24 protein-coding genes are annotated in these 22020 nt (G+C 33.8%); 14 read left to right on the top strand and 10 right to left on the bottom strand.

Going from position 1 to position 22020, the window contains the following annotated elements:
• On the bottom strand, window positions 1-2742 hold the full coding sequence (locus V6M85_RS13065) for a DEAD/DEAH box helicase (protein WP_338600989.1): 2742 nt from the start codon (window positions 2740-2742) through the stop codon (window positions 1-3).
• A gap of 39 nt (window positions 2743-2781) precedes the next feature.
• On the opposite strand from V6M85_RS13065, the gene V6M85_RS13060 reads away from it, so the two are divergent.
• From V6M85_RS13060 to V6M85_RS13050, 3 genes are read left to right on the top strand one after another with little or no spacing between them, the layout of a single operon-like run.
• Entirely contained in the window at window positions 2782-4518 is a 1737-nt protein-coding gene (locus V6M85_RS13060) for an ATP-binding protein (RefSeq protein WP_338600987.1), read from the top strand.
• Entirely contained in the window at window positions 4519-4830 is a 312-nt protein-coding gene (locus V6M85_RS13055) for an RNA polymerase subunit Rpo13 (protein ID WP_338600984.1), read from the top strand.
• A gap of 5 nt (window positions 4831-4835) precedes the next feature.
• Window positions 4836-5585 carry a DNA polymerase sliding clamp gene (locus V6M85_RS13050; RefSeq protein WP_338600981.1) on the top strand — a complete coding sequence of 250 codons (750 nt, stop codon included), beginning with the start codon at window positions 4836-4838 and terminating at the stop codon, window positions 5583-5585.
• On the opposite strand, the gene V6M85_RS13045 is transcribed toward V6M85_RS13050, so the two are convergent.
• From V6M85_RS13045 to V6M85_RS13025, 5 genes are read right to left on the bottom strand one after another with little or no spacing between them, the layout of a single operon-like run.
• Window positions 5552-6694: an amidohydrolase family protein gene (locus V6M85_RS13045; RefSeq protein ID WP_338600980.1), complete on the bottom strand. Its 1143-nt coding sequence runs from the start codon at window positions 6692-6694 to the stop codon at window positions 5552-5554. The two genes, V6M85_RS13050 and V6M85_RS13045, sit on opposite strands and share 34 nt — an antisense overlap.
• Window positions 6670-7368, bottom strand: coding sequence for a GTP cyclohydrolase IIa (locus tag V6M85_RS13040; RefSeq protein ID WP_338600978.1), 699 nt, complete (start codon window positions 7366-7368; stop codon window positions 6670-6672). Before V6M85_RS13040 ends, V6M85_RS13045 begins: the two co-directional genes overlap by 25 nt.
• Entirely contained in the window at window positions 7365-7829 is a 465-nt protein-coding gene (ribH, locus tag V6M85_RS13035) for a 6,7-dimethyl-8-ribityllumazine synthase (RefSeq protein WP_338600975.1), read from the bottom strand. Before ribH ends, V6M85_RS13040 begins: the two co-directional genes overlap by 4 nt.
• On the bottom strand, window positions 7810-8274 hold the full coding sequence (gene ribC, locus V6M85_RS13030; protein ID WP_338600972.1) for a riboflavin synthase: 465 nt from the start codon (window positions 8272-8274) through the stop codon (window positions 7810-7812). The genes ribH and ribC overlap by 20 nt, the downstream gene beginning before the upstream one ends.
• The gene (locus V6M85_RS13025; RefSeq protein WP_338600969.1) at window positions 8271-8933 is read right to left on the bottom strand and encodes a 3,4-dihydroxy-2-butanone-4-phosphate synthase; all 663 of its coding nucleotides are present in this window, start codon (window positions 8931-8933) and stop codon (window positions 8271-8273) included. The genes ribC and V6M85_RS13025 overlap by 4 nt, the downstream gene beginning before the upstream one ends.
• Before the next feature lie 133 nt (window positions 8934-9066).
• Between V6M85_RS13025 and V6M85_RS13020 the strand changes: the two genes are divergently transcribed.
• Window positions 9067-9825 carry a DUF2208 family protein gene (locus V6M85_RS13020; RefSeq protein WP_338600967.1) on the top strand — a complete coding sequence of 253 codons (759 nt, stop codon included), beginning with the start codon at window positions 9067-9069 and terminating at the stop codon, window positions 9823-9825.
• Here the strand turns inward: V6M85_RS13020 and V6M85_RS13015 are convergent.
• A complete protein-coding gene (locus V6M85_RS13015; protein WP_338600965.1) occupies window positions 9797-11101 on the bottom strand; it encodes a cobyrinate a,c-diamide synthase in 1305 nt (434 codons plus the stop codon). The two genes, V6M85_RS13020 and V6M85_RS13015, sit on opposite strands and share 29 nt — an antisense overlap.
• Before the next feature lie 111 nt (window positions 11102-11212).
• Here V6M85_RS13015 and pcn point away from each other — a divergent pair, with 111 nt between their 5' ends.
• Genes pcn through V6M85_RS12995 form a run of 4 tightly spaced genes read left to right on the top strand, consistent with a single transcriptional unit; the run spans window position 11213 to window position 14412 of the window.
• Window positions 11213-11950: a proliferating cell nuclear antigen (pcna) gene (gene pcn / locus V6M85_RS13010; RefSeq protein WP_338600962.1), complete on the top strand. Its 738-nt coding sequence runs from the start codon at window positions 11213-11215 to the stop codon at window positions 11948-11950.
• A complete protein-coding gene (locus V6M85_RS13005; protein ID WP_338600960.1) occupies window positions 11950-12936 on the top strand; it encodes a hypothetical protein in 987 nt (328 codons plus the stop codon). The genes pcn and V6M85_RS13005 overlap by 1 nt, the downstream gene beginning before the upstream one ends.
• Window positions 12929-13927, top strand: a complete 999-nt coding sequence (locus V6M85_RS13000; RefSeq protein WP_338600958.1) for a methionine synthase — start codon at window positions 12929-12931, stop codon at window positions 13925-13927. The genes V6M85_RS13005 and V6M85_RS13000 overlap by 8 nt, the downstream gene beginning before the upstream one ends.
• Before the next feature lie 26 nt (window positions 13928-13953).
• Window positions 13954-14412 (top strand): 30S ribosomal protein S15, encoded by a 459-nt coding sequence (locus V6M85_RS12995; protein ID WP_338600955.1) that lies wholly within the window; start codon window positions 13954-13956, stop codon window positions 14410-14412.
• Here V6M85_RS12995 and V6M85_RS12990 read toward each other — a convergent pair.
• Complete coding sequence (locus tag V6M85_RS12990) at window positions 14409-14795, bottom strand: CbiX/SirB N-terminal domain-containing protein (protein ID WP_338600953.1); 387 nt, start codon at window positions 14793-14795, stop codon at window positions 14409-14411. The two genes, V6M85_RS12995 and V6M85_RS12990, sit on opposite strands and share 4 nt — an antisense overlap.
• 79 nt (window positions 14796-14874) lie before the next feature.
• Between V6M85_RS12990 and V6M85_RS12985 the strand changes: the two genes are divergently transcribed.
• From V6M85_RS12985 to V6M85_RS12960, 6 genes are read left to right on the top strand one after another with little or no spacing between them, the layout of a single operon-like run.
• On the top strand, window positions 14875-15519 hold the full coding sequence (locus tag V6M85_RS12985) for a 30S ribosomal protein S6e (protein WP_338600951.1): 645 nt from the start codon (window positions 14875-14877) through the stop codon (window positions 15517-15519).
• An 8-nt stretch (window positions 15520-15527) separates the two neighbouring features.
• Entirely contained in the window at window positions 15528-16775 is a 1248-nt protein-coding gene (locus tag V6M85_RS12980) for a translation initiation factor IF-2 subunit gamma (protein WP_338600948.1), read from the top strand.
• Window positions 16754-17176, top strand: coding sequence for a PIN domain-containing protein (locus V6M85_RS12975; protein ID WP_338600946.1), 423 nt, complete (start codon window positions 16754-16756; stop codon window positions 17174-17176). Before V6M85_RS12980 ends, V6M85_RS12975 begins: the two co-directional genes overlap by 22 nt.
• Before the next feature lie 3 nt (window positions 17177-17179).
• Window positions 17180-17722 (top strand): DNA-directed RNA polymerase, encoded by a 543-nt coding sequence (locus tag V6M85_RS12970; RefSeq protein WP_338600944.1) that lies wholly within the window; start codon window positions 17180-17182, stop codon window positions 17720-17722.
• A gap of 7 nt (window positions 17723-17729) precedes the next feature.
• On the top strand, window positions 17730-17930 hold the full coding sequence (gene spt4, locus V6M85_RS12965; RefSeq protein WP_338600941.1) for a transcription elongation factor subunit Spt4: 201 nt from the start codon (window positions 17730-17732) through the stop codon (window positions 17928-17930).
• Window positions 17903-18445 carry a GTP-dependent dephospho-CoA kinase family protein gene (locus tag V6M85_RS12960; protein ID WP_338600938.1) on the top strand — a complete coding sequence of 181 codons (543 nt, stop codon included), beginning with the start codon at window positions 17903-17905 and terminating at the stop codon, window positions 18443-18445. The genes spt4 and V6M85_RS12960 overlap by 28 nt, the downstream gene beginning before the upstream one ends.
• A 55-nt stretch (window positions 18446-18500) precedes the next feature.
• Here V6M85_RS12960 and V6M85_RS12955 read toward each other — a convergent pair whose 3' ends face one another.
• Together V6M85_RS12955 and V6M85_RS12950 are read right to left on the bottom strand one after the other, a co-directional pair.
• Window positions 18501-19745 (bottom strand): 2,3-bisphosphoglycerate-independent phosphoglycerate mutase, encoded by a 1245-nt coding sequence (locus tag V6M85_RS12955; protein ID WP_338600935.1) that lies wholly within the window; start codon window positions 19743-19745, stop codon window positions 18501-18503.
• Entirely contained in the window at window positions 19742-21982 is a 2241-nt protein-coding gene (locus tag V6M85_RS12950; RefSeq protein ID WP_338600933.1) for a CDC48 family AAA ATPase, read from the bottom strand. The genes V6M85_RS12955 and V6M85_RS12950 overlap by 4 nt, the downstream gene beginning before the upstream one ends.
• Window positions 21983-22020 lie beyond the last annotated feature (38 nt).

Here is a 22020-nt window from a genome sequence, read left to right as displayed (position 1 = left end):
TTAGTGCCAGTATTTTCTTGTTTTTATAAACCTTCTCTCTTCCTCAATTAGACTCATGTAAAATTCATTTTCTCCCTCACTTAATTTACTTAATACTCTTCCTAAGTTACTAGGACCTACACCATTGGTTACGAGAGCTATTAATGTATATTTACCATAATCTGGAAAGAAAGATGCAACAATTTTTAGCTGTTCTAATTTCCTCTTTTCCTTGTTTGTTAGTTTATCACCCTTTATCGCTTTTCTAACTATTGATAATGACTCATTATCGTCTGGGCTACACGCAGTTAGAAATACTGAAGAACATTTTGGACACTTATTTGGTATATTAATCACTGTATATGTAGAACTCCATCCGCATGATAAGCAAATTAATTTTACCTCTTTATTTTCAAGCTTTTTCTTGAAAATTTCTATCATAAGTGGTTTATCCTCATCCTCTATGGAAGTGAAATTCAAAATTTTATCAAGGAAATGCTTAGCAATTGGTGATGCCTCATAAACTTCTACTACCTTCCACGTGTACTTCTTTAATTCGCTAATTATCTCTATATCATAATTCTTAACTATTAGTTCATTTATTGCTTCTTCTCCAACTATCGTATCTCCATAGGCTTTTATAATTGAGGATGTGAGAGTTATTTCCTTTTCCGGATCAATCATACCAAATCTTTTTATTTCCACTAATAACTTCCATTTAAATTGCGGGCTTTCCTTTATACCTTCCCTTAGTATTTCTATTATTTCATTTATCGGCAATGAAACTATGATGCTTATTATTTTCTCTATATCATCCTTAGTTATAGGTATAACTGAGGATATTGCAATATGATAGGCGTCTGATCTATATGAGGTTTTGGTTTTCTTCTCTCTGTTTAACAAACTTGAAATAATGCATCCAACTGTATTATTTCCTCGCGTGCCAAATGGTGAATGAATTATTACCAAGTTATTTTTTATAACTTCGATAAGTATAAGATCAGGTCTTAATTCTGGATACCCTCTTTCTATATGTCTTTTTATTGTATCCACTATATTATTATCTATTTCCTCTTTAAATTTATCATATTCTATTGCATAAATATATTCATAAACTTTCTTTGAGATTTCCTTCTCAACTGGTATAGATTCTCCGAACCAACTTGGTAAAATTCCAGTTTTTAATTCAGTTCTTTCTACATAAATCTTATCGTTTTCTATAGAAATTACCTTCCATAATTTACTGCCTAAAATAAATACACTATCTTCTTCTAGTGAGGCGACGAATTCCTCATCTAATGTGCCTATCTTTATGTTTGTAGAATGGTCTATTACTAAGTAATTTCTTATAGAATCTGGTATCATATTAGTCCCATAATAGTATTTCCATATTCTCCTTCCGGGAGCTAAAGTCCCGTCTTCTCTTTTTTTAATTATCTTGGCCGACTCTAAGATCTCAAGGAGATTATCTAACATTTCGTTTGTGAAAGTTCTAAAGTAGAACGAGTCATGTAAAATACTTAAGATTTCCTTTGGATCTTTATAGCCCTCTAATACCATTCCTGCTATTTCATGTGATGCAACATCTAAGGGATTTTCTTCAATTAATGGTTTCTCTAAAAATCCTGAATTAAGAGAATCTATTATTGCCTTAGATTCCAAGATATCAAACATATCGTCAGAAGGTATAATATAACCTTTAGAAGTTTTACCTATTTTATGCCCACTTCTACCTATTCTTTGAATTAATCTAATTACTTGCCGTGGTGACATATACTGAACTACTAAATTAACCTTTCCAATATCTATTCCAAGCTCTAAACTCGATGTAGCAATTATTGCATCTATATTTCCGTTTTTGAAATCATTTTCTGTTTTAATCCTAACTTCTCTAGATAGCGAGCCGTGGTGAGGAGCTACCTTTAATTCGTAGATATTTGAAAGCTGGCTGGCTAAGAATTCACTGGTTTCTCTTGTATTTGTGAATATTATTATTGGTTTATTATCCCTTATTATTTCATTAAGTTTTTCAAGTCTAGCTATAGTATCTGGCCTTAATCCCAACTTTGCTGATAGATCTAAATACCTCTCATCTGCTTTTGGCAATATTAAGCTAATCTCCATACTTTTTATTGTATCGATACTGGCTACATCTACGTCGCCCTCTTTATTTAAATATCTTTTAGCTAATTCTATGTTGCCAATTGTAGCAGAAATTCCTATTAATTGTATTCTATTTTTGGATATCCTCTTGAGCCTTTGAATAAGAACAGAAAGTTCTATTCCTCTCTTTTCATCTAACATTTCTTGTAGCTCATCTATCACTATCCATTTTAGATTTTCAAAATATCTCCTAAAAACATCATTTAGTATCAAGTATAATAGGGTCTCTGGTGTTACTATTAACATATCCGGAGGATTTTCCAGAATTTCCTTTCTTTCTTTTTGTGAGGAATCTCCATGTCTTACACTTACATTAATATTAAATGCATCACCTAATTTTTTCAACCTCCCTTCTAGATCCCTATTTAGAGCCCTCAAAGGCGTTATATAAAGGGTTGATATTTTAGGAGGTTTATTCTTAAAGACGCTATAAAAGATGGGCAATACTGCAGCTTCAGTTTTACCAAATCCCGTTGGTGCTATAATCAAAGTGTGTTTTCCAGAGACTATCTTAGGAATAGCAACTTTTTGTATTGGAGTTAAGTCCTCGTAACCAAGCTTCTTTAGTCTTACCAAGAATTCATTGGTTACATTTATCATTACTTTAGCAATAATGTAATACTAAAGAGGCATATATAAATGTATGAGAAGAGACACATTGTAGCTAATGCTCTGATGCTTGTTCTAGCTTATCTAGTTTATTATCTGGTGAACTATTTGAGTTCACCTATAAATGGTGTTTTTAGTAGTAATTTGAGCGTATTTGTAAATAACTTATCTATATTGCTGATAATCATACCTATATTAACTATATTATTTTCAATAATCACTACTTTAATGTTCTCGTCTATAATTGTCTCTTTAATGTATTATATGGTATCCATAACTTACGCTTTAGTAATTTCCAATGATGCAAACTCTGGGATCATATGGTCTACTTTCTTAAATTTATTTGGTTATTATGTTCTCGCGACTGCAATTATAGGTATAATTCTAGGAATCTCAAGGAGAAGTTTCCCAGATGAACTATTGCTGAATATTTCAAAAATTAAGATAGAGGTGACATTGAAAAAAGTCTTATATGGAATCTCCTTTTTAGCTTTGTCATATGTAGTATTTTATCAACTATTATCAAACCTTCTTTTACTATTGGGCAGTTTAGTTACTTTTATAATAACACTCTTTGCTAGTGATAATCTGAGTTTCCCATTAATTTTATTATCTTGGCTCTCGGCACCTTACTTACTTACTCAATTAATTTTTTCTAAAACTTATGAGGATGGTATAGAATTGGGCACAGTAGAAGGAGTGTTAGCTCCTACCTTAATTAATAGAATTTCTAATACTAAATATGGATGGAAAAAACTATCTAATAAAAAATTTTATCTTAATTTTGCGAATTCAAAAAATTATAATATGCTAATAATAGGTACGAGTGGATCTGGAAAATCTAGTCTAGCTAAAAGTATTATAAAGAAGTTACCAGAGGTTAGCTACTTAGTATTTGATCTACATGGAGAATATGATATAGAAAATTCAGAGAAAATTGATATCTCTAAGAACTCGCTAAATCCTCTTTCTCTAAATGGTACATCTCCTAGACAAAGAGCATTGGAAGTAGCTTATATGTTAAGGTCTATTTTTAAGCTTGGTAATTTACAGACTATTGACATTTTTAATATTATTATGGATACTTATGCAGAGAAAGGTATTGATGAAAATGATGAAAGCACATGGGGTATTGAACCACCGTCGTTCAGGGATGTTCTATTAATTCTGGAGAAAAGGAAAAAGTTGGTAAATAACTCGCAGGATCTTTCACGTTTATCTTCAATAGAACCTTATATACAGTTTCTATCTAATCAAATTTTGAATGGTAATAGTTTGAATATGGAAAAGATTTTTGAGAAAAGTGTTATTCTGGACTTTTCTAAGGTAGCTACAGATGAGCTAAAGTATATTCTAATTGAGACTATCTTAAGGGATTTTAGAAACTATTTATATAGACGTGGGGTTTCTACATTGTGGAAATTTTTAGTTATAGACGAGGCTCCTTTTATCCTAAGCAAAGAAACTGGCTCTGAACTCGTTGAAAGGCTCTTTGCTGAGGTAAGAAAATTCGGCGTAGGAGTGATTTTGATATCCCAAATAACCGAAAACTTGGAAAATATTTTTCAGAATTCAAATTATATCTTTATCTTTAATATAATTGAGCCAAAAGAGTTAGATTACATAAGTAGGGCATTAGGGGGAAGTGATAGAGATAAATACGATGCAATTTACCAAGCTATCCAATCTTTAGACAGGGCATATGTGGTCACAGTAACTGGGAATTCCAGAGATATACTTTTAGTAAAGCTTAATTCTTTAAAATAATTGGTATTTGGTATGTCAGAAGACGAGGAGAAGGAGGAGACTAACGAGGAGGAGGCGACTGAGGAAAGAAGTAGTGAGGAAACTGAAGAGGAATTTCCAAAACTTTCAATTCAAGATATAGAGTTGCTAATGAAAAACACTGAAATTTGGGATAATTTATTGAATGGTAAGATCTCTATAGACGAGGCTAAAAAGATATTTGAGGAGAATTATAAGGAGTATGAAAAGAGAGATTCAAAGAAGAAAGCAAGGAAGTCTGTTAGTAAAAAGGTTAAAAAGAGTAAGAAAAAAGAGAAAAGTGTAGAGGGTTAAAAATTATGTTTAAAGCGATCTATCCTAACGCAAAGGACTTTTTCTCATTTATTGGATCTATCACAAAGGTTACGGACACTATTACATTAAATTTCACTGAAGAAGGTATATTCTCAAGGCACCTCACTGAAGACAAAGTACTAATGGCCCTTATAAGGATCCCAAAAGATGTGTTAAGTGAATATACGATTGAAAAACCAATTTCCATTAAATTAGACGTAACTACAGTAAAGAAGGTGATTGCAAAAGCGAAATCTAAAAAAGCTACTATTGAACTCAGCGAGACTGACAGTGGGTTAAAGATTGTCATAAGAGATGAAAAAAGTGGAGCTAAAAGTACGATCTATGCCAAGGCTGAGAAAGGTGATGTGGAACAACTTACTGAACCGAAGGTAAGTCTATCTGTAAACTTTACTGTAGACGAGAAGATTCTTAATGTGATAGCTGCGGATATGGCTTTAATAGGCGAAGAGATGATAATTTCCACAGAGGAAGATAAGATAAAAATTGAAGTTGATGAGGAAGGAAAAAGATATACTGCATTTCTAGTCAAAGATAAACCTTTGAAGGAGTTGAATATTGATTCTTCGGCTTCATCCTCCTATAGTATTGAAATGTTTAAAGACGCAGTAGCTGGATTAAGAGGCTTTTCGGCTCCTGTATCTGTGGGTTTTGGTAATAATTTACCTATGAAATTAGATGTCGAAGCTACTGCAGGCGGTCATATGATCTTCTGGATAGCACCTAGATTATAAATGATCTTATTACCTCTTTTTATTATGCCTAAATATTTATTATTAGAGCTTAATATACCTGAATTTTCTCCTTCTATTATCAATATTCCTGCTTCCATACGCTTACCTTCTTCTATCCATCCGTTAATTCCCAAAAACCTGTACGCGTTAATAGTTGCTGCTTTAAGAATTTGTAGGGAGTAATCAGAGAAAGGTTCTTGGATTCTAGAGATTAGGAGTAATGTTTCCATTTCTTTCCACAGATCTGGGTCTAAAACTCCTCCATTATCAGTTCCGATCAGCAAATTAACTCCTTTCCTTAACCCATTTACTACCTTCGGAATACCAACTGAAAACCAGAGATTACTCCTAGGACAGTATACTAACGAGATTTCCTTTTCTTTTATAACTTCAATTTCCTCTTCACTCAAGTGTGTTCCATGTATTATTAAATTTGGTTCATACTCTTCTATTAAGTATATCAAATCATTTTTAAGCCACTGTCTTTCAGTCTCAGAAACATGTACAGCTCTAATTTTATCTTTAAAGAATTGCTTTATTAAATCTAGTTTAATTCCACTAGATTCGCTTGATAGACCATATCCATCTGTAATTCCATGTAGTTTTTTTAAATTTTCATCTGTTAATTCATTTTGTTCAAGCCTACCTAAAATATAATATCTAATATGGTTTGGAATTAATTTTTCTTTTTTTACTTTTTCTGCAATCAAACTTCCTTCTATTCCTTGCTCCCTAAAATCAATTATTATATTTGAACCTAATTCTTTAGCTCTCATAGAAAATTTTTCTAATGAGTTAGCTACATCTTCTTTCGTATGTGAATTTAAGCATTTATATTTAATACTGTTAGGATCTCCAACGACTTCCCTTATAGACTTGTTATAGCCCATCTCTTGACATATAAAATCAGCTGCATGAACGTGAGAGTTTACTAATGCTGGTATTAGTATTCCATTTTTGAACGTTAAACCCTCTGATGAAAACCCGTTTCCTATATGTGTTACTACACCATCTTGTATTTCTAAATTAACGTTTTCCCTTATTTCCAAGTTTTCTCCGAATAAGCCTAATCTGACATTGAGAACTACTCTTCTTTCTCTATATGCCATGCCATTTCCCTATTGTCCCTTATTTTCTCTAAAGAAGTAGTAGCTAGTCTTATTGCATTTCTAGCATTACTCCCTATCCCAATTCCCACTTTTATTTTATCATCATTCTTTACTATTTCAATTACTTTCTCAATATCACTAATAGATATAAAACCTAGATAATTATCTCCACCTAAATATTGTATTATACCTCCTATCTTATATAGGAATTTGGATAATCGCAAATACACATCAATTATCTCCATAAAGGAATCATATATCGATATGTGATGTAATGATTGTGTGTTATAATTTATATCGAAGTGTAATGCTGCTATTTTCTCATCTACGTAATCCTTAAAATCATTTCTTTTTTCATTACTTAAACAAGAAGATGCAATAGATTGAGCCTCTAATGGAGTTTTTCCGAAGCCTAGACAAGCTCTTATCTTAACTGGAAGATATTGCTGTATATCTTTTAGCATTTGTGATAGTTGAGTACTAGCTATTCCATCTACTATCATTAGAAAGTTATCATATCTCAGCTGGAGGGGAAACGTATTATACTCAGCAGCTATTTCATGTATCCTCATCATAAATTCATTTTGGACTTTTTGAATCAACCACTCCCTATCATATCCTAAGCTCTCAGTCCATTCTTTATAGCCTAATAGTTTTACAGCTAATATTTTCACTCTATGTTCACCGGCTCTGGAACCTCTTTTATTTCGTCTAATCTCTTTATTCTTTGAACTAACTTTATTGCAGCTTCTACTGCTCTAGTAGCGTACTCTTCTATTCTTTCTACAGCCTGCTCATGAGTAGCGCCAGGTCCAATTATTCCTAAAGTTACTGGTTTTCCAAATTCTGTAGAAAGATCGGTTAGCTTTCTAGCTGTTTGACCTGCTACTATCTCATCATGTTTAGTCTCTCCTTTTATTACTGCTCCTAAGGCTACTACAGCATCAATGAAATCTTTTTCAAGTAGTTTTTTGACTGCAAGAGGCATATCGTACGTACCTGGAACTTTTAAAATTACCTTTACTTCTGCATTCAAAAATTTGGCATGTGATAACGCTTTCTGTAACATTAATTGTGTTATGTCATAATTGAACTCGGCAACTACGATTCCTAATCTAATCAATTTCCCCTGCATCCCTAAACCCTTGTCTTAATCCTTTTCCTGCATACTTAGTTAGTGCGTTCTTACCTTCTTTTACTAATTTAACTAAATTTCTGGCATGCTTACTAGTTCTATCAATTGCTATTTCCTTTAGTTTTTCTTCACTATCAGCCTCATCCTCATGAATTGTGACATCAATTACATGTTTTGAAGTAAGAATCTGAACTATTATTAAGCCTATGCTTGTAGCTAAATAACTGTACTTATCTAACATTGTTTTTCCCACCCATCCTAAAGTTATTACTCCATCGCATCCTTCATCTATTAATCTCTTTGCAGCTACTGGTAAATCCTTAATACCAGGTACCGTATATCTGATGATTTCAGCTTCATCATCCTCGTCTCTTATTATCTTATATGCTATCTTTCCCATGTCTACTCTTGAAAACGTAGTATCTGCTATGCCATATTTTCTCATATTGTAGCTACCTCCTTCAAGATCTCCTTACCTTCAACAAATTGAAATCCAAGGTTTTCGGCCATCTTTTTTGCTTTTTCCTTGTTCATACTTATTTTTTCATCTAGGATTTCCGTTATTACTGCACTCCTCTCTAATCCTAGTTTATGCAGTAGAGCTATTGACAACTCAGTATGTCCTTTACGCTCACTAAGATCTCTTGCAATGAGAATAGGTACATGCCCCGGTATCATAAAATTATTATAAAATTCTTGTCTTGCTTCCTCTAGATCCAGCCTTGTTTTTACTATTACTTTATGTAGTTCACTTATTGTTAAGTATCTATCATAGTCTGATATTCCGGTTTTTGTTTGTATGTGGTTAACCCATAATGAGAATGCAGGATAATCCCCATACGAGGGTTTTTTTACTAACTTATTATAAACTGGATGCTTTGAGAGATCATTTACAATAAAGTTTAATCCTAAAGCTTTTGCTTCTTCACGAGATGTTGCATAGCATATCAACCCACCCGCTTCTTTTCTCAATAAATATATACTCTTCCAACTTATTGCCCCGGCGTAAAATACCATATCAGTTTCTTCTTCTCTTCCATCGAAGTCATAGATTAGCACTGGTATTCCGGATTCTAAATCCTTTCGAAGACTAAGAAAATCCATCTTAAGATTATCAAAATTATGATAGTATATAAAAGTATTTACTCGTTTATGAGTACATTTTTTATTTGAAGTAATCTTAAAAACCTATAGATCCAACAGAAATATAAGCTCATGTAGCGTAGTTATAATAACAATGTCTGCTAGTGGATATAATCCATTTAATTGGAAGTTTATCTTACTATCGCAAGTGATGATGATATTATTTTCATTAGTGCTTAGCTTTTTCCCATCATACTTTATAGAATTTTATATATTATACATCTTGGTTTATTTAGGCATAACATCTGTTATAATGATGCGATCTAATCCATTACTTAGAGAGAGAAGATCTCTAGGAGAGATAACAGCGGCTAGAACGCTATATGAGGAAAAGAAGGCTAATGAATTAATTAACAAAGATGAGGAGTATATAAAGGAAACTACAGAGGTTATGAAAAAGAATTTCTCGTCGTTAGGTATAATGTTCCTTTATATGATTATATTGATAATAGTATATAATTATGTCGTGATACATTTTGTAAAGACTATTTCAGATACTTTATATAAGTTTGGATTCTTCGTCTTGTATTTCGAGCTACTTTATGGCGTAAGCTTTTTGTTAAATAGACGTGTATTAAGATTTCAGACAAACATTCCAATGGCTCCAACATCTTATCGAATAACTGAAAAAGGTATAATAGCTACTGATAAATCCGGAGTATTTTTACCCTCTAAGTACTTAGTGGATGCTGAGATTTCTCAGAATAGAGATAAGAAGTATGTAGAAATAAAATCTGCTTCAAAATTCCCATTTCATGTCAGACTTTACTCACAAGATATAGATAAAATTCTTGAATTGCTTGATAGGGTAAAGAAAATAGAACTCAGAAGACAATCTTCTGCTGAAAGTTAGAGAAATGCAAATGTGAATAGCTAGCTATAGTATTTCCATTTTTTACTCCGTCCATCTTCTCAGTGATTCCTCTTCCTATTCTAACTTTGAATATGAATTCTTTCTCATTAACGCTTAAAGGTTTAGAGACATGAAATTCATGTCCTCTGAGAATAGCATTTTTCCTAGCTAGGAAATTCTCCTTAATTGCTTCTAATTCCGTATATCCTATTGTTAGTTTATCCTTGGCTTTTATATCTATATCAAAGATTCCTACCATACTATACTTTTTATTGTTTTCATCTACCAAATTTTTAGATAGATACATTAAACCACCGCATTCAGCATAGATTTTGACTCCAGAATATGACATTTTTTTAAGCCAGTTTTTTGTAATAACAGCGTTTTCCAGCTCAGACAAATGTAGCTCCGGATATCCTCCACCGATATATATAGCTTCTGCATTTTCAACATATTCATTATTCAATGGGCTAAAGAATTTTAACTCATACCTACTTTTTAATAAATCTAAGTTTTCCTGATAATAAAAACTAAATGCAGAATCGTACGCAATTGCAATCTTAGGCTTTATTTCTCTCTCATTTTCTTCACTATCTAGGGAAATCTTAAGTTCTTCATCATTTGCAATTTCAAGCAGTTTATCTACATCAATATACTTCTCTACTAATTCTGAAGCAGTATTAATTAGATTTTGTACCTCCTTATTATCCTCAATAGTGATTAGACCTAAATGCCTTGATTTTACCTCCAGATTTTTGTCGAATGGAATATACCCCAGTACTTCTGCATCTTCCACTGAATTTTTACAGTAGCTATAGTGTGCTTCCGAACCTACTTTATTGAAGATAACCCCACGTATATCTATATCATTCCTATAATATTTCAATCCCTTTATTATTGCACCTGCTGTACTTCCTATATTTGAGCAGTTTATTACTAAAACTATAGGAGTCTTTGTAACTTTTGATATTTCGTACGTACTATAAGATGTATTCACACCATCGTATAATCCCATAACACCTTCAATTATACCTACATCAAAACCTTTTCCGTACTTAACTATGCTTTTTTTAACATTTTCTTCTCCCATCATCCATAAGTCCAGATTTATAGAAGGGTAGCCGGTTGCAATTTTGTGATATCCCGGATCTATAAAATCTGGTCCTGCCTTAAAGCCCCTAACCTTATATTTTTTGGATAACGTCCGCATAAGTGCTGAGGTTATAAGAGTTTTTCCAGACCCGCTTCTGTCAGACGATATTAATATTCGTTTCATTGCTACAGATATATCATGCACCCTTATAACAGTTAAATTTTTTGAATCATATATGATATTGAAAGTGGTATATATCTTAAATCTTTTGAAAGGAATATAAGATAGATTATCATGAAAGTAGTTTATGAGGACGTGAGGGATCTTAAAAATATTGTACAAACTTTAGCTAAACTAGTTGATGAGGCTGCGCTAAAATTTAAACCAGAGGGGGTAGAATTAGTTGCATTAGATAGGGCTCATATTTCTCTTATTACTGTAAATTTGCCTAAGGAAATGTTTAGGGAATATGATGTAAACGAAGAGTTTAAATTTGGATTTAATACTCAATATCTTACAAAAATACTAAAAATAGCTAAAAGAAAAGAGGCAATAGAAATAATTACCGAATCTCCAGATCAAGTTACAATAAATATCTTGGGCAGTACTAATAGGGAATTTAATATCAAAAATTTGGAAATAACAGAGCAGGAAATACCTGAAATTAACCTTCAGTTTGATGTATCAGCGACCATCTCTTCAGATGGCTTTAAGTCCGCTATATCTGAAGTTTCAGCTGTGAGCGATAATGTAATCATAGAAGGCCATGAAGATAAAATATTAATTAAGGCTGAAGGTGAAAATAAGATTGAGGTTGAATTTTCTAAGGAAACTGGTGGTCTTCAAGATTTAGATTTCTCTAAGGAGGCGAAAAACGCATACTCTGCTGAGTATTTAAATGATGTATTATCTTTAACTAAGCTCTCAGATTTAGTTAAAGTTTCATTTGCTAGCCAAAAGCCACTCCAATTATCTTTTAATATGGAAGGAGGGGGGAAAGTTACTTATTTGCTAGCTCCAAAAGTAGGATAATGTATGTAAAAAAGGCCTTAGTGGGCAGTTTTCCAAAAAATCCAAAGTTGGGAAAAGCAATCTCATGGTATAATACGGGCAAAATAGATAAAGAAAAATTAGAGAAATATCTAAAAGAAAACATACAGAATCTATTTCAGCTAGCTAAGGATATAGGACTAGACTACGTAACAAATGGCCTATTTAGATGGGATGATATAGTTGACGTTACTTTTGGTTATACTAAAGGTATTGAGAAAGGTGCATTGCAGAGGTTTTTCGATAATAATTTCTACTATAGACAACCCGTAATTAGAGAGAAAATAGAGGGAAAGAAAGCAGAAAACAATGAATACATAAAGGACTTAGAGTTTTCCAGAAAAATTAAGGAAGAAATAGGCCTTAATTCAAAATTAAAGGCTGTGATTCTGGGACCTCTAACATTCTATTCGTTATCTTCTAACGAATATTACAAGAATCCCATAGAACTTATGATGGATTATGCATCAGTAGTAAATTCATTATTGGATGACATTTCAAATATTGCGGATGTAATAGAAATTCATGAACCTTCTATTTTTAGTAAGAACATAAAAAACGAAATACTTGAAAAACTACCAGAGGTTTATAAAAACATGTTATCAAATACAAAATTGGAAAAACATCTAATAACATATTTCGAGATAAACAACGCAAAGAGACTAGATATATTGTTCTCTTTGCCTATAGATTATTATGGCATTGATATAATAGAAAATATTAAGAAACTCGCAAGGATATATTCGCACTTCTCATCTAGGAAGGTTTATTTAGGTTTATTAAATGCCAGAAACACAAAAATGGAGAAACTAAGTACAATAATTAGAGTTCTTAACTCGGTCAAGCAAAAAGGAGCACAGGACGTGATCGTAGGTAATAACACGTTGTTTGATTTTATTCCCGAGGTAGTTGTTATAAAGAAACTTAAGCTTTTAAAGAAATTAGAGAAGGTGGATTCAAATGAGTAAGTTGCCCCTTCTTCCTACAACTGTTATAGGAAGTTACCCTAGACCCAAATGGTTAAGAGAGGCAATAAGACTTCATAAAGCCGGTAAAATAAGTGATGAGGATTTGCAAGAAGCGTTTAATGATGCTGTAATAACTGTACTTTACGATCATTACAAAGCTGGAATCGACGTACCTACTGATGGGGAGGTAAGAAGGGATGAAATGGTAGAATTTTTTGCAGAAAGAATAAAAGGATTTAAGTTTTACGGTCCAGTAAGGGTTTGGGGTACTGCGTATTATAGAAAACCTTCTGTCGTAAGAAAGATTGAGTATAACAGACCAATGTTAGTCGATGAGTATATCTTTGCCAGATCTGTCTCATATACTGATAATCTAAAGATTACGATAACTGGCCCCTATACTATCGCAGAGTGGTCTTATAATGAATACTATAAAAATAAACGGGATCTTACTTTTGATTTAGCGAAAATAATTAATCAAGAAATGAGAAACCTAGTAGAAGCTGGAGCTAAGGTGATTCAAATAGACGAACCCGCTTTACATACTAGAAAAGAAGATGTAAAGTGGGCTGTTGAAGCATTAAACGAAGCAGTTAAAGGTATTAACGCTAAGTTAGTTATGCATATATGTTATGGCGATTATAGCTTAGTGGCGCCATATTTGAATGAAATCAAAGTTGACCAAATTAACTTTGCGTTAAAAATATACAACTATAAACCATTAGAACTCCTAAAGAAGAATGGCTTTGACAAAGAACTTGGAGCCGGTGTAATAGATGTGCATAATAGAAGGGTTGAAACACCAGAAGAAGTAGCAAGTGATATAAATAAAATTTTAGAATACTTCCCTCCAGAAAAAGTATGGATAAATCCTGATTGTGGACTGAAATTGCTATCAAGAAAAATTGCATATCAAAAATTGGTATCAATGGTGGAGGGCACGAAGATAGTAAGAGAAGAACTTAAAAAGAAAGGGTATAGTATAACTTAGATTAAGTAATAATTTGGTGAAGCTGTGTGAATAAGAGAAGGGCCAGGGGAAAATCTCACTCGATAAGACCTGCTAGGGCTGGTGCTCCTAAGTGGGTAAGGTTAACTAGAGAAGAAGTAGAAATGTTAGTAGAGGAACTTGCTAAAAGAGGATATTCTCCTTCAATGATTGGCATAATATTGAGAGATCAATACGGAATTCCACTAGTTAAGCAAATAGTAGGTAAAAAAGTTACTAAGATATTAGAAGAGAGGAACTTAGCTCCTCAAATACCTGAGGATCTTTTCAATTTAATAAGAAAAGCTGTAAACGTAAGAAGACATCTAAATGAATATCCACGTGATAGAACTGCAAAAAGAGGACTAGAGGAAATCGAGTCTAAAATCAGACGTTTAGTTAGATATTATAAGAGCATTAATAAGCTCCCGCAAGAGTGGATTTATGATCCTGCCAGAGCTGAATTATTAGTAGCTGGTGCAAGTTAGGTATTTTTGTTATAAGCATCATGAACTCTTTTAACTAGTACCTCCCCTATTTTCTCATCAAAACCTAAAGGATCTGCTATTATTATTTCGATTTCTCTATTGAGGTATCGTATTTTTTTACTGTCTTCTTTTATGCCTAGCAATTTAGGAATATCTCTCTTGAAATGTGTTCCAGTTGCAAATAATAATGGGACTACTATTATCTTGTCCGCACCTTTATTTAGGAGGTTGTTAAGGGCTTCACTCAGAGTTGGCGTATTAAACTCTAGAAATCCAAACTCCACTAGGTCAAAATGCTTAGATAAATATTCCGCATATTTAATTCCAACGTTTTTCCATTCTGGAATCTTACTTCCATGCAAAACTAACAAAACACCTAGCAAGGGAATATCAGATGAGTTATGAGTATGCGATTTTATATATTTGTTTTAAGTATACCACACAAAAGGTGGCATTGTTCAGATGCCGGACTTCAAGATTGTTATTTCAGATCCCCAGTCTATAGAGCCTAAGAGAGCTAAAGTTAAGGTCAAAGTAAATGAACAAGTTAAATCTATATCTGGGGAAAAAGAAGGAAAAGCAATACCTCAAGCTAAAATGAATGAGAAAACTAAGCAGTCCCTTAATTTAGATACATTAGTTACAATAGAAATAACCAAGCAAGAGGGTGACAAAAAAGTAAAGGTGAAAGGTCATTTTAGAGTCGAGGTAGACAATAATGTTCCAGATAATGAGATTTGGATAAGCAAAACTATGGGAGAAAAATTTGGAGCAGAAGACTTTGAAGCGATAGCATACAGAACTAAGACATTTCAGATAAGTGTTGATCAAACTAAAGCAACAAATTTAATTGGTCTAAAAATAGGTGATACGTTCGATGCAAGCCAAATATTAGGAGTACCATTTAAGTTAAAGATAACTGGGGGATCTGACAATTCTGGATTCCCCATGAGGTTTGATGTTACTGGTGCTGCTAAACGTAAAATTTTGATAAGTGGACCTCCTGGTTTTCATCCTAAAGAGGATGGAGAAAGAAGAAGAAAAACTATAAGAGGAAATATGATTAGTCAAGAAATAGTGCAAGTAAACACTATAATAGTAAGGTGAAATAGTTTTTGCCTTGGCCTAAGGTTCAGCCAGAAGTAAACATAGGTGTAGTTGGCCATGTAGATCACGGTAAAACTACACTAGTCCAAGCTATAACTGGGATTTGGACATCAAAACATTCTGAAGAATTAAAGAGAGGTATGACGATAAAATTAGGATACGCAGAAGCTAGCATCGGTCTCTGTGACAATTGTAAAAAACCCGAAGGGTATGTGACAGAACCTTCTTGCAAATCATGTGGATCTGATGAAGAACCTAAGTTTCTTAGAAGAGTTTCATTTATCGACGCACCGGGTCATGAAGTATTAATGGCTACAATGTTATCCGGAGCAGCACTTATGGATGGTGCAATCCTAGTAGTAGCTGCTAATGAGCCTTTCCCACAACCTCAGACGAGAGAACATTTCGTAGCATTAGGAATAATTGGGGTAAAGAATTTAGTTATAGTACAAAATAAGGTTGATGTTGTATCTAAAGAAGACGCATTAGCGCAGTATAGGGAAATAAAACAATTTGTAAAAGGCACGTGGGCTGAAAATGCACCTATAATTCCAGTAAGTGCTCTTCATAAAGTCAATATTGATGCACTAATAGAATCAATCGAAAACAATATTAAGACTCCTTATAGGGATCTTTCACAACAGCCAATAATGCTTATCATAAGAAGTTTCGATGTCAATAAGCCAGGCACATCGTTTAATGAACTAAAAGGTGGCGTTATAGGCGGGAGTATTATACAAGGATTATTTAAAGTTGATCAAGAAATAAAAATACTGCCTGGTATAAGAGTCGAAAAGCAAGGTAAAGTATCCTATGAACCTATATTCACTAAAATATCTTCAATAAGATTCGGAGATGAAGAATTTAATGAAGCAAAACCGGGTGGACTTGTTGCGATAGGTACCTATTTGGATCCTTCATTAACTAAGGCTGATAATTTACTCGGTAATATTGTGACTTTAGCTGATGCTAAAGTACCTGTCCTATGGAATATTAGGATAAAATACAATTTGCTAGAACGTGTAGTTGGAGTTAAGGAGATGCTGAAGGTAGATCCTATAAAAAATAAGGAAACCTTAATGTTATCTATAGGTTCTTCAACAACCTTAGGCGTAGTCACTTCTGTAAAGGGGGATGAGGTCGAGGTAGAATTAAGAAGGCCAGTTGCAGTTTGGTCAAATAATATTAGAGCAGTCATAAGTAGGCAAATTGCTGGTAGGTGGAGAATGATAGGATGGGGGTTAATAGAAATTTAAATATCCTAGTAGATACCAACATTCTGTTGTACATATATGATGGATTAGATCCTTTTAATAGAGTGATCGAGTTTACTGATTATAAACCAAATTTTTTCATTCATTCCTTGGTTTTAAAAGAATTGGATATATTGTCAAATAAGAATGAAAAAGGCTTTATTATTATTGCAAGGGTGAGAATAGCAAAAAAATATCTAGAAACATATAGAAATATGTGGAGTTTAATAAGTGATTATGAAGATTTACCTACAGACGAAGCATTAATAAGAACTGCAATCAGTCATAATATGTTTATATTTACTAATGATAAGGAATTAAAAAATAAAGCAATTAAAAATGGTGTAGGAGTTTTATTTCTTAAAGAGAGGAGTAAAATTATAAAATCCTTATATCCAATCTAACGTATGTATAAACTTATTAAAGCCCGTAGCATAGTGAGGATTCCGCCTAGCGAGTTTGGAAAACCTTTGGATGAGATTGCTTTAAATGAATTAAGACAGCAGTATCAAGAGAAGATATTTAAGGATTTAGGGCTAGTGCTCGCTATACTAAATGTTAAAGCCAGTGAAGAAGGGACATTAGTATTTGGTGATGGTGCAACTTATCATGAAGTTGAGTTTGAAATGCTAACCTATGTTCCTGTAGTACAAGAAGTAATTGAAGGTGAAGTTCTTCAAGTCGATAACTATGGTATTTTTGTTAATCTTGGCGCAATGGATGGTCTTGTTCATATTTCCCAAATTACAGACGATACTTTGAAATATGATAGCGTAAGAGGAATAATAATAGGCGAAAAGTCTAAGAAGATTATTCAAAAAGGCGATAAAGTAAGAGCAAGGATTATAAGTGTAGCGTCTACTGCAACTGGCAGACTACCTAGAATTGCATTAACAATGAGACAGCCATATCTTGGTAAAATAGAATGGATAGTTCAAACTAAGAAGTGATACAGAAATGGCGAAGAAATCTATTTTTAAAGCTTGTAAAAACTGTAAAGCCCTAGTACAGCCAGACCAAGATGTATGCCCGGTATGCGGAGGGACAAGCTTTACAGATGACTGGGACGGAATAATTATTATCATAGATTCTGAGTCAGAAATCGCAAAAATAACAGAGGCTAGTAAACCGTGGAGATACGCGATAATAGTAAAATAAATCTATGTTTTATTTTTAATAATTTAAATATAAGAAGAGAGCTCTCTAGGCCATATGGTATTCTCTTTGTGAATAACACTTTATTTTTAAATTTCATATACAAATCGAAAAGATTAGGGGCAAAGATAATAACTGTAGGAGATTATGTAAGTCACATCTTAGAGGAAAATAATGTAAATCCTTTTTTGGAGATTATTGATGGAAAAACTAAGAGAACTATTAAACAACATAATCCCCTTTCGAGGTCTAAGGAATATAAAATATTAAATGAAGCTGGAGTTATAAGATTGGAATTATTTGACTTTATAAAGAATATATTAAAAAAAGATGGAGGAGTAATTTTTGTAGATGGAGAAGAGGACCTATTGGTAATTCCAGCTGTTTTAGGTTCTGATGATGGTGACTTAATAATTTATGGGCAACCTAACTCAGGCGCAGTAGTAATTATTGTGAATGAGATGATAAGATGGAGAGTTAAAGATCTTTTAGAAAAAACAACTATCGGAATTTGTTAAGTCAGACCTGCGCAGGTTCTTCATTAATAATTCTGACCTTCCGAGCTTCATCATATTATGCTCCGTATTTCTCTGCTCTATTAGAGTAGTTCAATAATATATTTATTACGTCCAATCCCCTTATTCTCAGACTCCCTTTTCTAACCTCTTTTTCATTAAAATCTTTAACAATGTCATTTACTACCGGATAAGGTATATAGAGAAGAACTGGAACTGGGTCTCCCGTATGTTCTTTAATCTCTACTGGAGTCGCATGATCTCCAGTAAACATGATTATTAGATTGTCCCTTCCTATTTTATCGACAATAGAGCCTATTACCTTGTCTATTCTCTCTATAGCCTTCACTTTTTCCTCTATTAGTCCATCATGAGAAGCAGCATCTGTTGCCTTAATGTGCAAAAAGACGAAATCGTTTTCCTTTAATAGCTCGATTGCAGCATTGGCCTTGGCATTATAATCAGTATCGATGCCACCAGTAGCTCCAGGTGGAGTTACCACATTCATTCCAAGTTCTCTACATATTCCTTTTATTAGCGCAGTAGCGGAGACAGCTGCAGCTTTAAGTTTAGTGTAACTAGAAAATTGTGGTAATTTAACGTAATTAGCAGCTCCTCTCATTAGTACAATATTAGCAGGCTTTTCTCCTCGTTCTATTCTCTTTTTGTTTATATCGGAAGAATTTAAGACATCGTATATCTTACGGGTAAGTAAGTTAACTATTTCAGCAGTTCTCTTAGCCTCTACTGTATCCTCTAATGGTCGGCTTTCCAGTACTTTATTACCTTCAAAATGTGGATCAGTATCAGATATTTTGTCACTTATCCCTTTCCCAGATAATACTACTGCAACTCTGTGTTCAGTACCCTTGTAGAATTTAACCTTTACTCCATCAATTTCCTTAATCTTTTCGTTTAACTCCTTTACGAGATCGTCTCCCTCTTCCAATTTCCTTCCAGCTCTTCTATCAATTACTACAAAATCATCATTTACAGTAGCAAAATTTCCTCTAAATGCAACATCTCCGTGATTAAGCGTGGCACCAGCTCCTAGTGCCTCGAAAGCTCCTCTCCCTCTATAATATATATGAGGATCTAAACCAAAGATCGACAAATGCGAAGTGTCACTTCCCGCTATTACACCGGGCGATATTGGATCCATTAAACCTACTATCGAACTTTTAAGCAGATCAGTAATGGCTGGTTTATTAGCAGCCTCTAATGGGGTTAGTCCATTAAGCTTAGTTACTGGTCTATCTCCTAAACCATCTGCAATAACTAGAAGGATCTTATATTGTTTCATCCTATTACCGCCCTTTTAATCTCTTTCGCCATATTCTCATATCTCATAATGTCAGCTTTACTTAGACTTGGCGTTACAACTTTCATAGTATCTAGAAAGTCTTGCATTGTAATCTTTATATCGATATTATTCATGCAAGTCTTTACTGATTTATCAATACACTCTGGATTTTCTTTACATTGACTTCTAGAAATCTCCATACATTTATAGTATTTTTGTCTAAGCACTTTCATTGTAGCTTCTCTGGTTAGCGCTTCTATATCAGCTCCCGTATAACCCTCAAGTTTCTTTGCAAGTTCTTCTAGGTTTATATTAGAATCTATGGGTAATGTTTTTGTATATATTTTAAGTATTTCTAACCTAGCCTTTTCATCAGGCGGAGGAACATATATTAGTCTATCAAATCTTCCAGGTCTTAGTAGCGCTGGATCTAGTATGTCTGGCCTATTCGTTGCAGCTATTACAACTACTCTATTTAATTGTTGAATTCCGTCCATTTCAGCTAGTAACTGATTTACTATCCTTTCTGTTACGCCTGAATCGTGTGCAAAACCTCTCATAGGGGCTATCGAGTCTATCTCATCGAAGAATATTACACATGGTGCAGTTTGTCTGGCTCTTCGGAATATTTCTCTTACGGCTTTTTCACTTTCTCCTACCCATTTTGATAGTATTTCTGGTCCCCTTATTGCTATGAAGTTTGCTCCACTCTCTGTCGCCACGGCCTTTGCTAACATAGTCTTACCAGTTCCCGGCGGACCAAATAACAATATACCCTTAGGTGGCCTAATTCCTAATTTTTCAAACATCTCTGGGAACTTTAATGGCCATTCTACCGCTTCTCTTAGTTGCTGCTTTGCTTCTTCTAAACCTCCTATATCTTCCCATTTCACTTTTGGAACTTCTACGTAAACCTCTCTTAGCAATGTAGGTTGTATGAATTTCATTGCGTTGATAAAATCTTGCATAGTCACTTTCAATTCCTTCAATACGTCGACTGGTATTTGTTCTTGTTCTAGGTTAATATTACGATCTCTAATGAATCTTCTTAATGCGTTCATTGCAGCTTCTCTTGCTAATGCTGCAAGATCAGCTCCAGTATAACCATGTGTTTGTTCTGCTATCTTATCTAGGTCAACATCATCAGATAAGGGCATATTTCTAGTATGAACTTGTAATATCTCTTTTCTAGCTTTTGCATCTGGTGGTCTAATTTCTATTTCTCTATCAAATCTTCCAGGTCTCCTTAATGCTGGGTCAACTGCATCCGGTCTATTAGTTGCTCCTATCACAATTACCTTTCCTCTTCCCTTTATTCCATCCATTAGTGTGAGAAGCTGTGCCACAACTCTTTTTTCAACCTCTCCAGTTACTTCTTCTCTCTTTGGGGCTATTGCGTCTATTTCATCTATAAATATTATAGCAGGAGCGTTTTTCTCAGCTTCCTCAAATATCTCTCTTAATCTCTGCTCGCTTTCTCCATAAAATTTACTCATTATTTCCGGTCCGTTAATCGAAGTGAAGTAAGCGCCAATTTCATTTGCTAACGCTCTTGCAAGCAAAGTTTTGCCAACACCTGGTGGTCCGTATAATAGAATGCCTTTAGGAGGTTCTATTCCTAAATGTTGGAAAATTTCTGGATGTCTCATAGGCAATTCGACTATCTCTCTAATTTTTTCCTTAACGTCCTCTAGGTCTCCTATATCTTCCCAAGTCACTTTTGGAAATGCTCCAGCTTCTTTTGCAGGTTCCTGTCTTATTTCTAATGAGGTTCTTCCAGTAACTCTTATTGAGGAAGATGGTTGAGTAGATACTACAACGAAGTCTATGGATCCAACGTAAGTAGGTACTGAAATTGTTTCTCCTCTACTTAATGGTTTATCCATTAGCCAATCTTTTACATATTCTACGAAGCTCTGGCTAAATGATATTGGTTGTGTAGGTGCTAATATTACTTTAGTACCATCTTGAACTTGAGCTCTTTTTACTGTTACTTCATCTCCAATACCAACTCCTATAGATCTTCTAATGTATCCATCAATTCTTATCTCATTATCTCCAATACCATCTCCTATTAGTGCTTGGGCTAGTGCGGAGCCAGATGGTCCAGTAATTTCTATGTAATCTCCGTTTTCAATACCTAGCTTGCTCATTGCGTAATCAGTTATTCTAGCTACCTTCCGGCCAACATCTCTTTGCCTAGCTTCAACAACTCTGAATTTCAATTGTTGAGACATAATTCATTTTTCCGAAACGTTTAAAATAAGTCTTACTC

Source organism: Sulfolobus tengchongensis (genome assembly GCF_036967215.1).
In the GTDB taxonomy this organism is placed as follows: domain Archaea; phylum Thermoproteota; class Thermoprotei_A; order Sulfolobales; family Sulfolobaceae; genus Saccharolobus; species Saccharolobus tengchongensis_A.
The sequence above is the reverse complement of the archived record's forward strand: the minus strand, read 5'-3'. Positions and strand labels throughout refer to the sequence as shown.

What these genes read in the sequence shown, in the direction of transcription:
- V6M85_RS13065 (WP_338600989.1), bottom strand. Translation starts at nt 2,742, where the DNA reads ATGATAAATGTAACCAATGAATTCTTGGTAAGACTAAAGAAGCTTGGT.
- V6M85_RS13060 (WP_338600987.1), top strand. Translation starts at nt 2,782, where the DNA reads ATGTATGAGAAGAGACACATTGTAGCTAATGCTCTGATGCTTGTTCTA.
- V6M85_RS13050 (WP_338600981.1), top strand. Translation starts at nt 4,836, where the DNA reads ATGTTTAAAGCGATCTATCCTAACGCAAAGGACTTTTTCTCATTTATT.
- V6M85_RS13045 (WP_338600980.1), bottom strand. Translation starts at nt 6,694, where the DNA reads ATGGCATATAGAGAAAGAAGAGTAGTTCTCAATGTCAGATTAGGCTTA.
- ribH (WP_338600975.1), bottom strand. Translation starts at nt 7,829, where the DNA reads ATGCAGGGGAAATTGATTAGATTAGGAATCGTAGTTGCCGAGTTCAAT.
- ribC (WP_338600972.1), bottom strand. Translation starts at nt 8,274, where the DNA reads ATGAGAAAATATGGCATAGCAGATACTACGTTTTCAAGAGTAGACATG.
- V6M85_RS13025 (WP_338600969.1), bottom strand. Translation starts at nt 8,933, where the DNA reads ATGGATTTTCTTAGTCTTCGAAAGGATTTAGAATCCGGAATACCAGTG.
- V6M85_RS13020 (WP_338600967.1), top strand. Translation starts at nt 9,067, where the DNA reads ATGTCTGCTAGTGGATATAATCCATTTAATTGGAAGTTTATCTTACTA.
- V6M85_RS13015 (WP_338600965.1), bottom strand. Translation starts at nt 11,101, where the DNA reads ATGAAACGAATATTAATATCGTCTGACAGAAGCGGGTCTGGAAAAACT.
- pcn (WP_338600962.1), top strand. Translation starts at nt 11,213, where the DNA reads ATGAAAGTAGTTTATGAGGACGTGAGGGATCTTAAAAATATTGTACAA.
- V6M85_RS13005 (WP_338600960.1), top strand. Translation starts at nt 11,950, where the DNA reads ATGTATGTAAAAAAGGCCTTAGTGGGCAGTTTTCCAAAAAATCCAAAG.
- V6M85_RS13000 (WP_338600958.1), top strand. Translation starts at nt 12,929, where the DNA reads ATGAGTAAGTTGCCCCTTCTTCCTACAACTGTTATAGGAAGTTACCCT.
- V6M85_RS12985 (WP_338600951.1), top strand. Translation starts at nt 14,875, where the DNA reads ATGCCGGACTTCAAGATTGTTATTTCAGATCCCCAGTCTATAGAGCCT.
- V6M85_RS12975 (WP_338600946.1), top strand. Translation starts at nt 16,754, where the DNA reads ATGGGGGTTAATAGAAATTTAAATATCCTAGTAGATACCAACATTCTG.
- V6M85_RS12970 (WP_338600944.1), top strand. Translation starts at nt 17,180, where the DNA reads ATGTATAAACTTATTAAAGCCCGTAGCATAGTGAGGATTCCGCCTAGC.
- spt4 (WP_338600941.1), top strand. Translation starts at nt 17,730, where the DNA reads ATGGCGAAGAAATCTATTTTTAAAGCTTGTAAAAACTGTAAAGCCCTA.
- V6M85_RS12955 (WP_338600935.1), bottom strand. Translation starts at nt 19,745, where the DNA reads ATGAAACAATATAAGATCCTTCTAGTTATTGCAGATGGTTTAGGAGAT.
- V6M85_RS12950 (WP_338600933.1), bottom strand. Translation starts at nt 21,982, where the DNA reads ATGTCTCAACAATTGAAATTCAGAGTTGTTGAAGCTAGGCAAAGAGAT.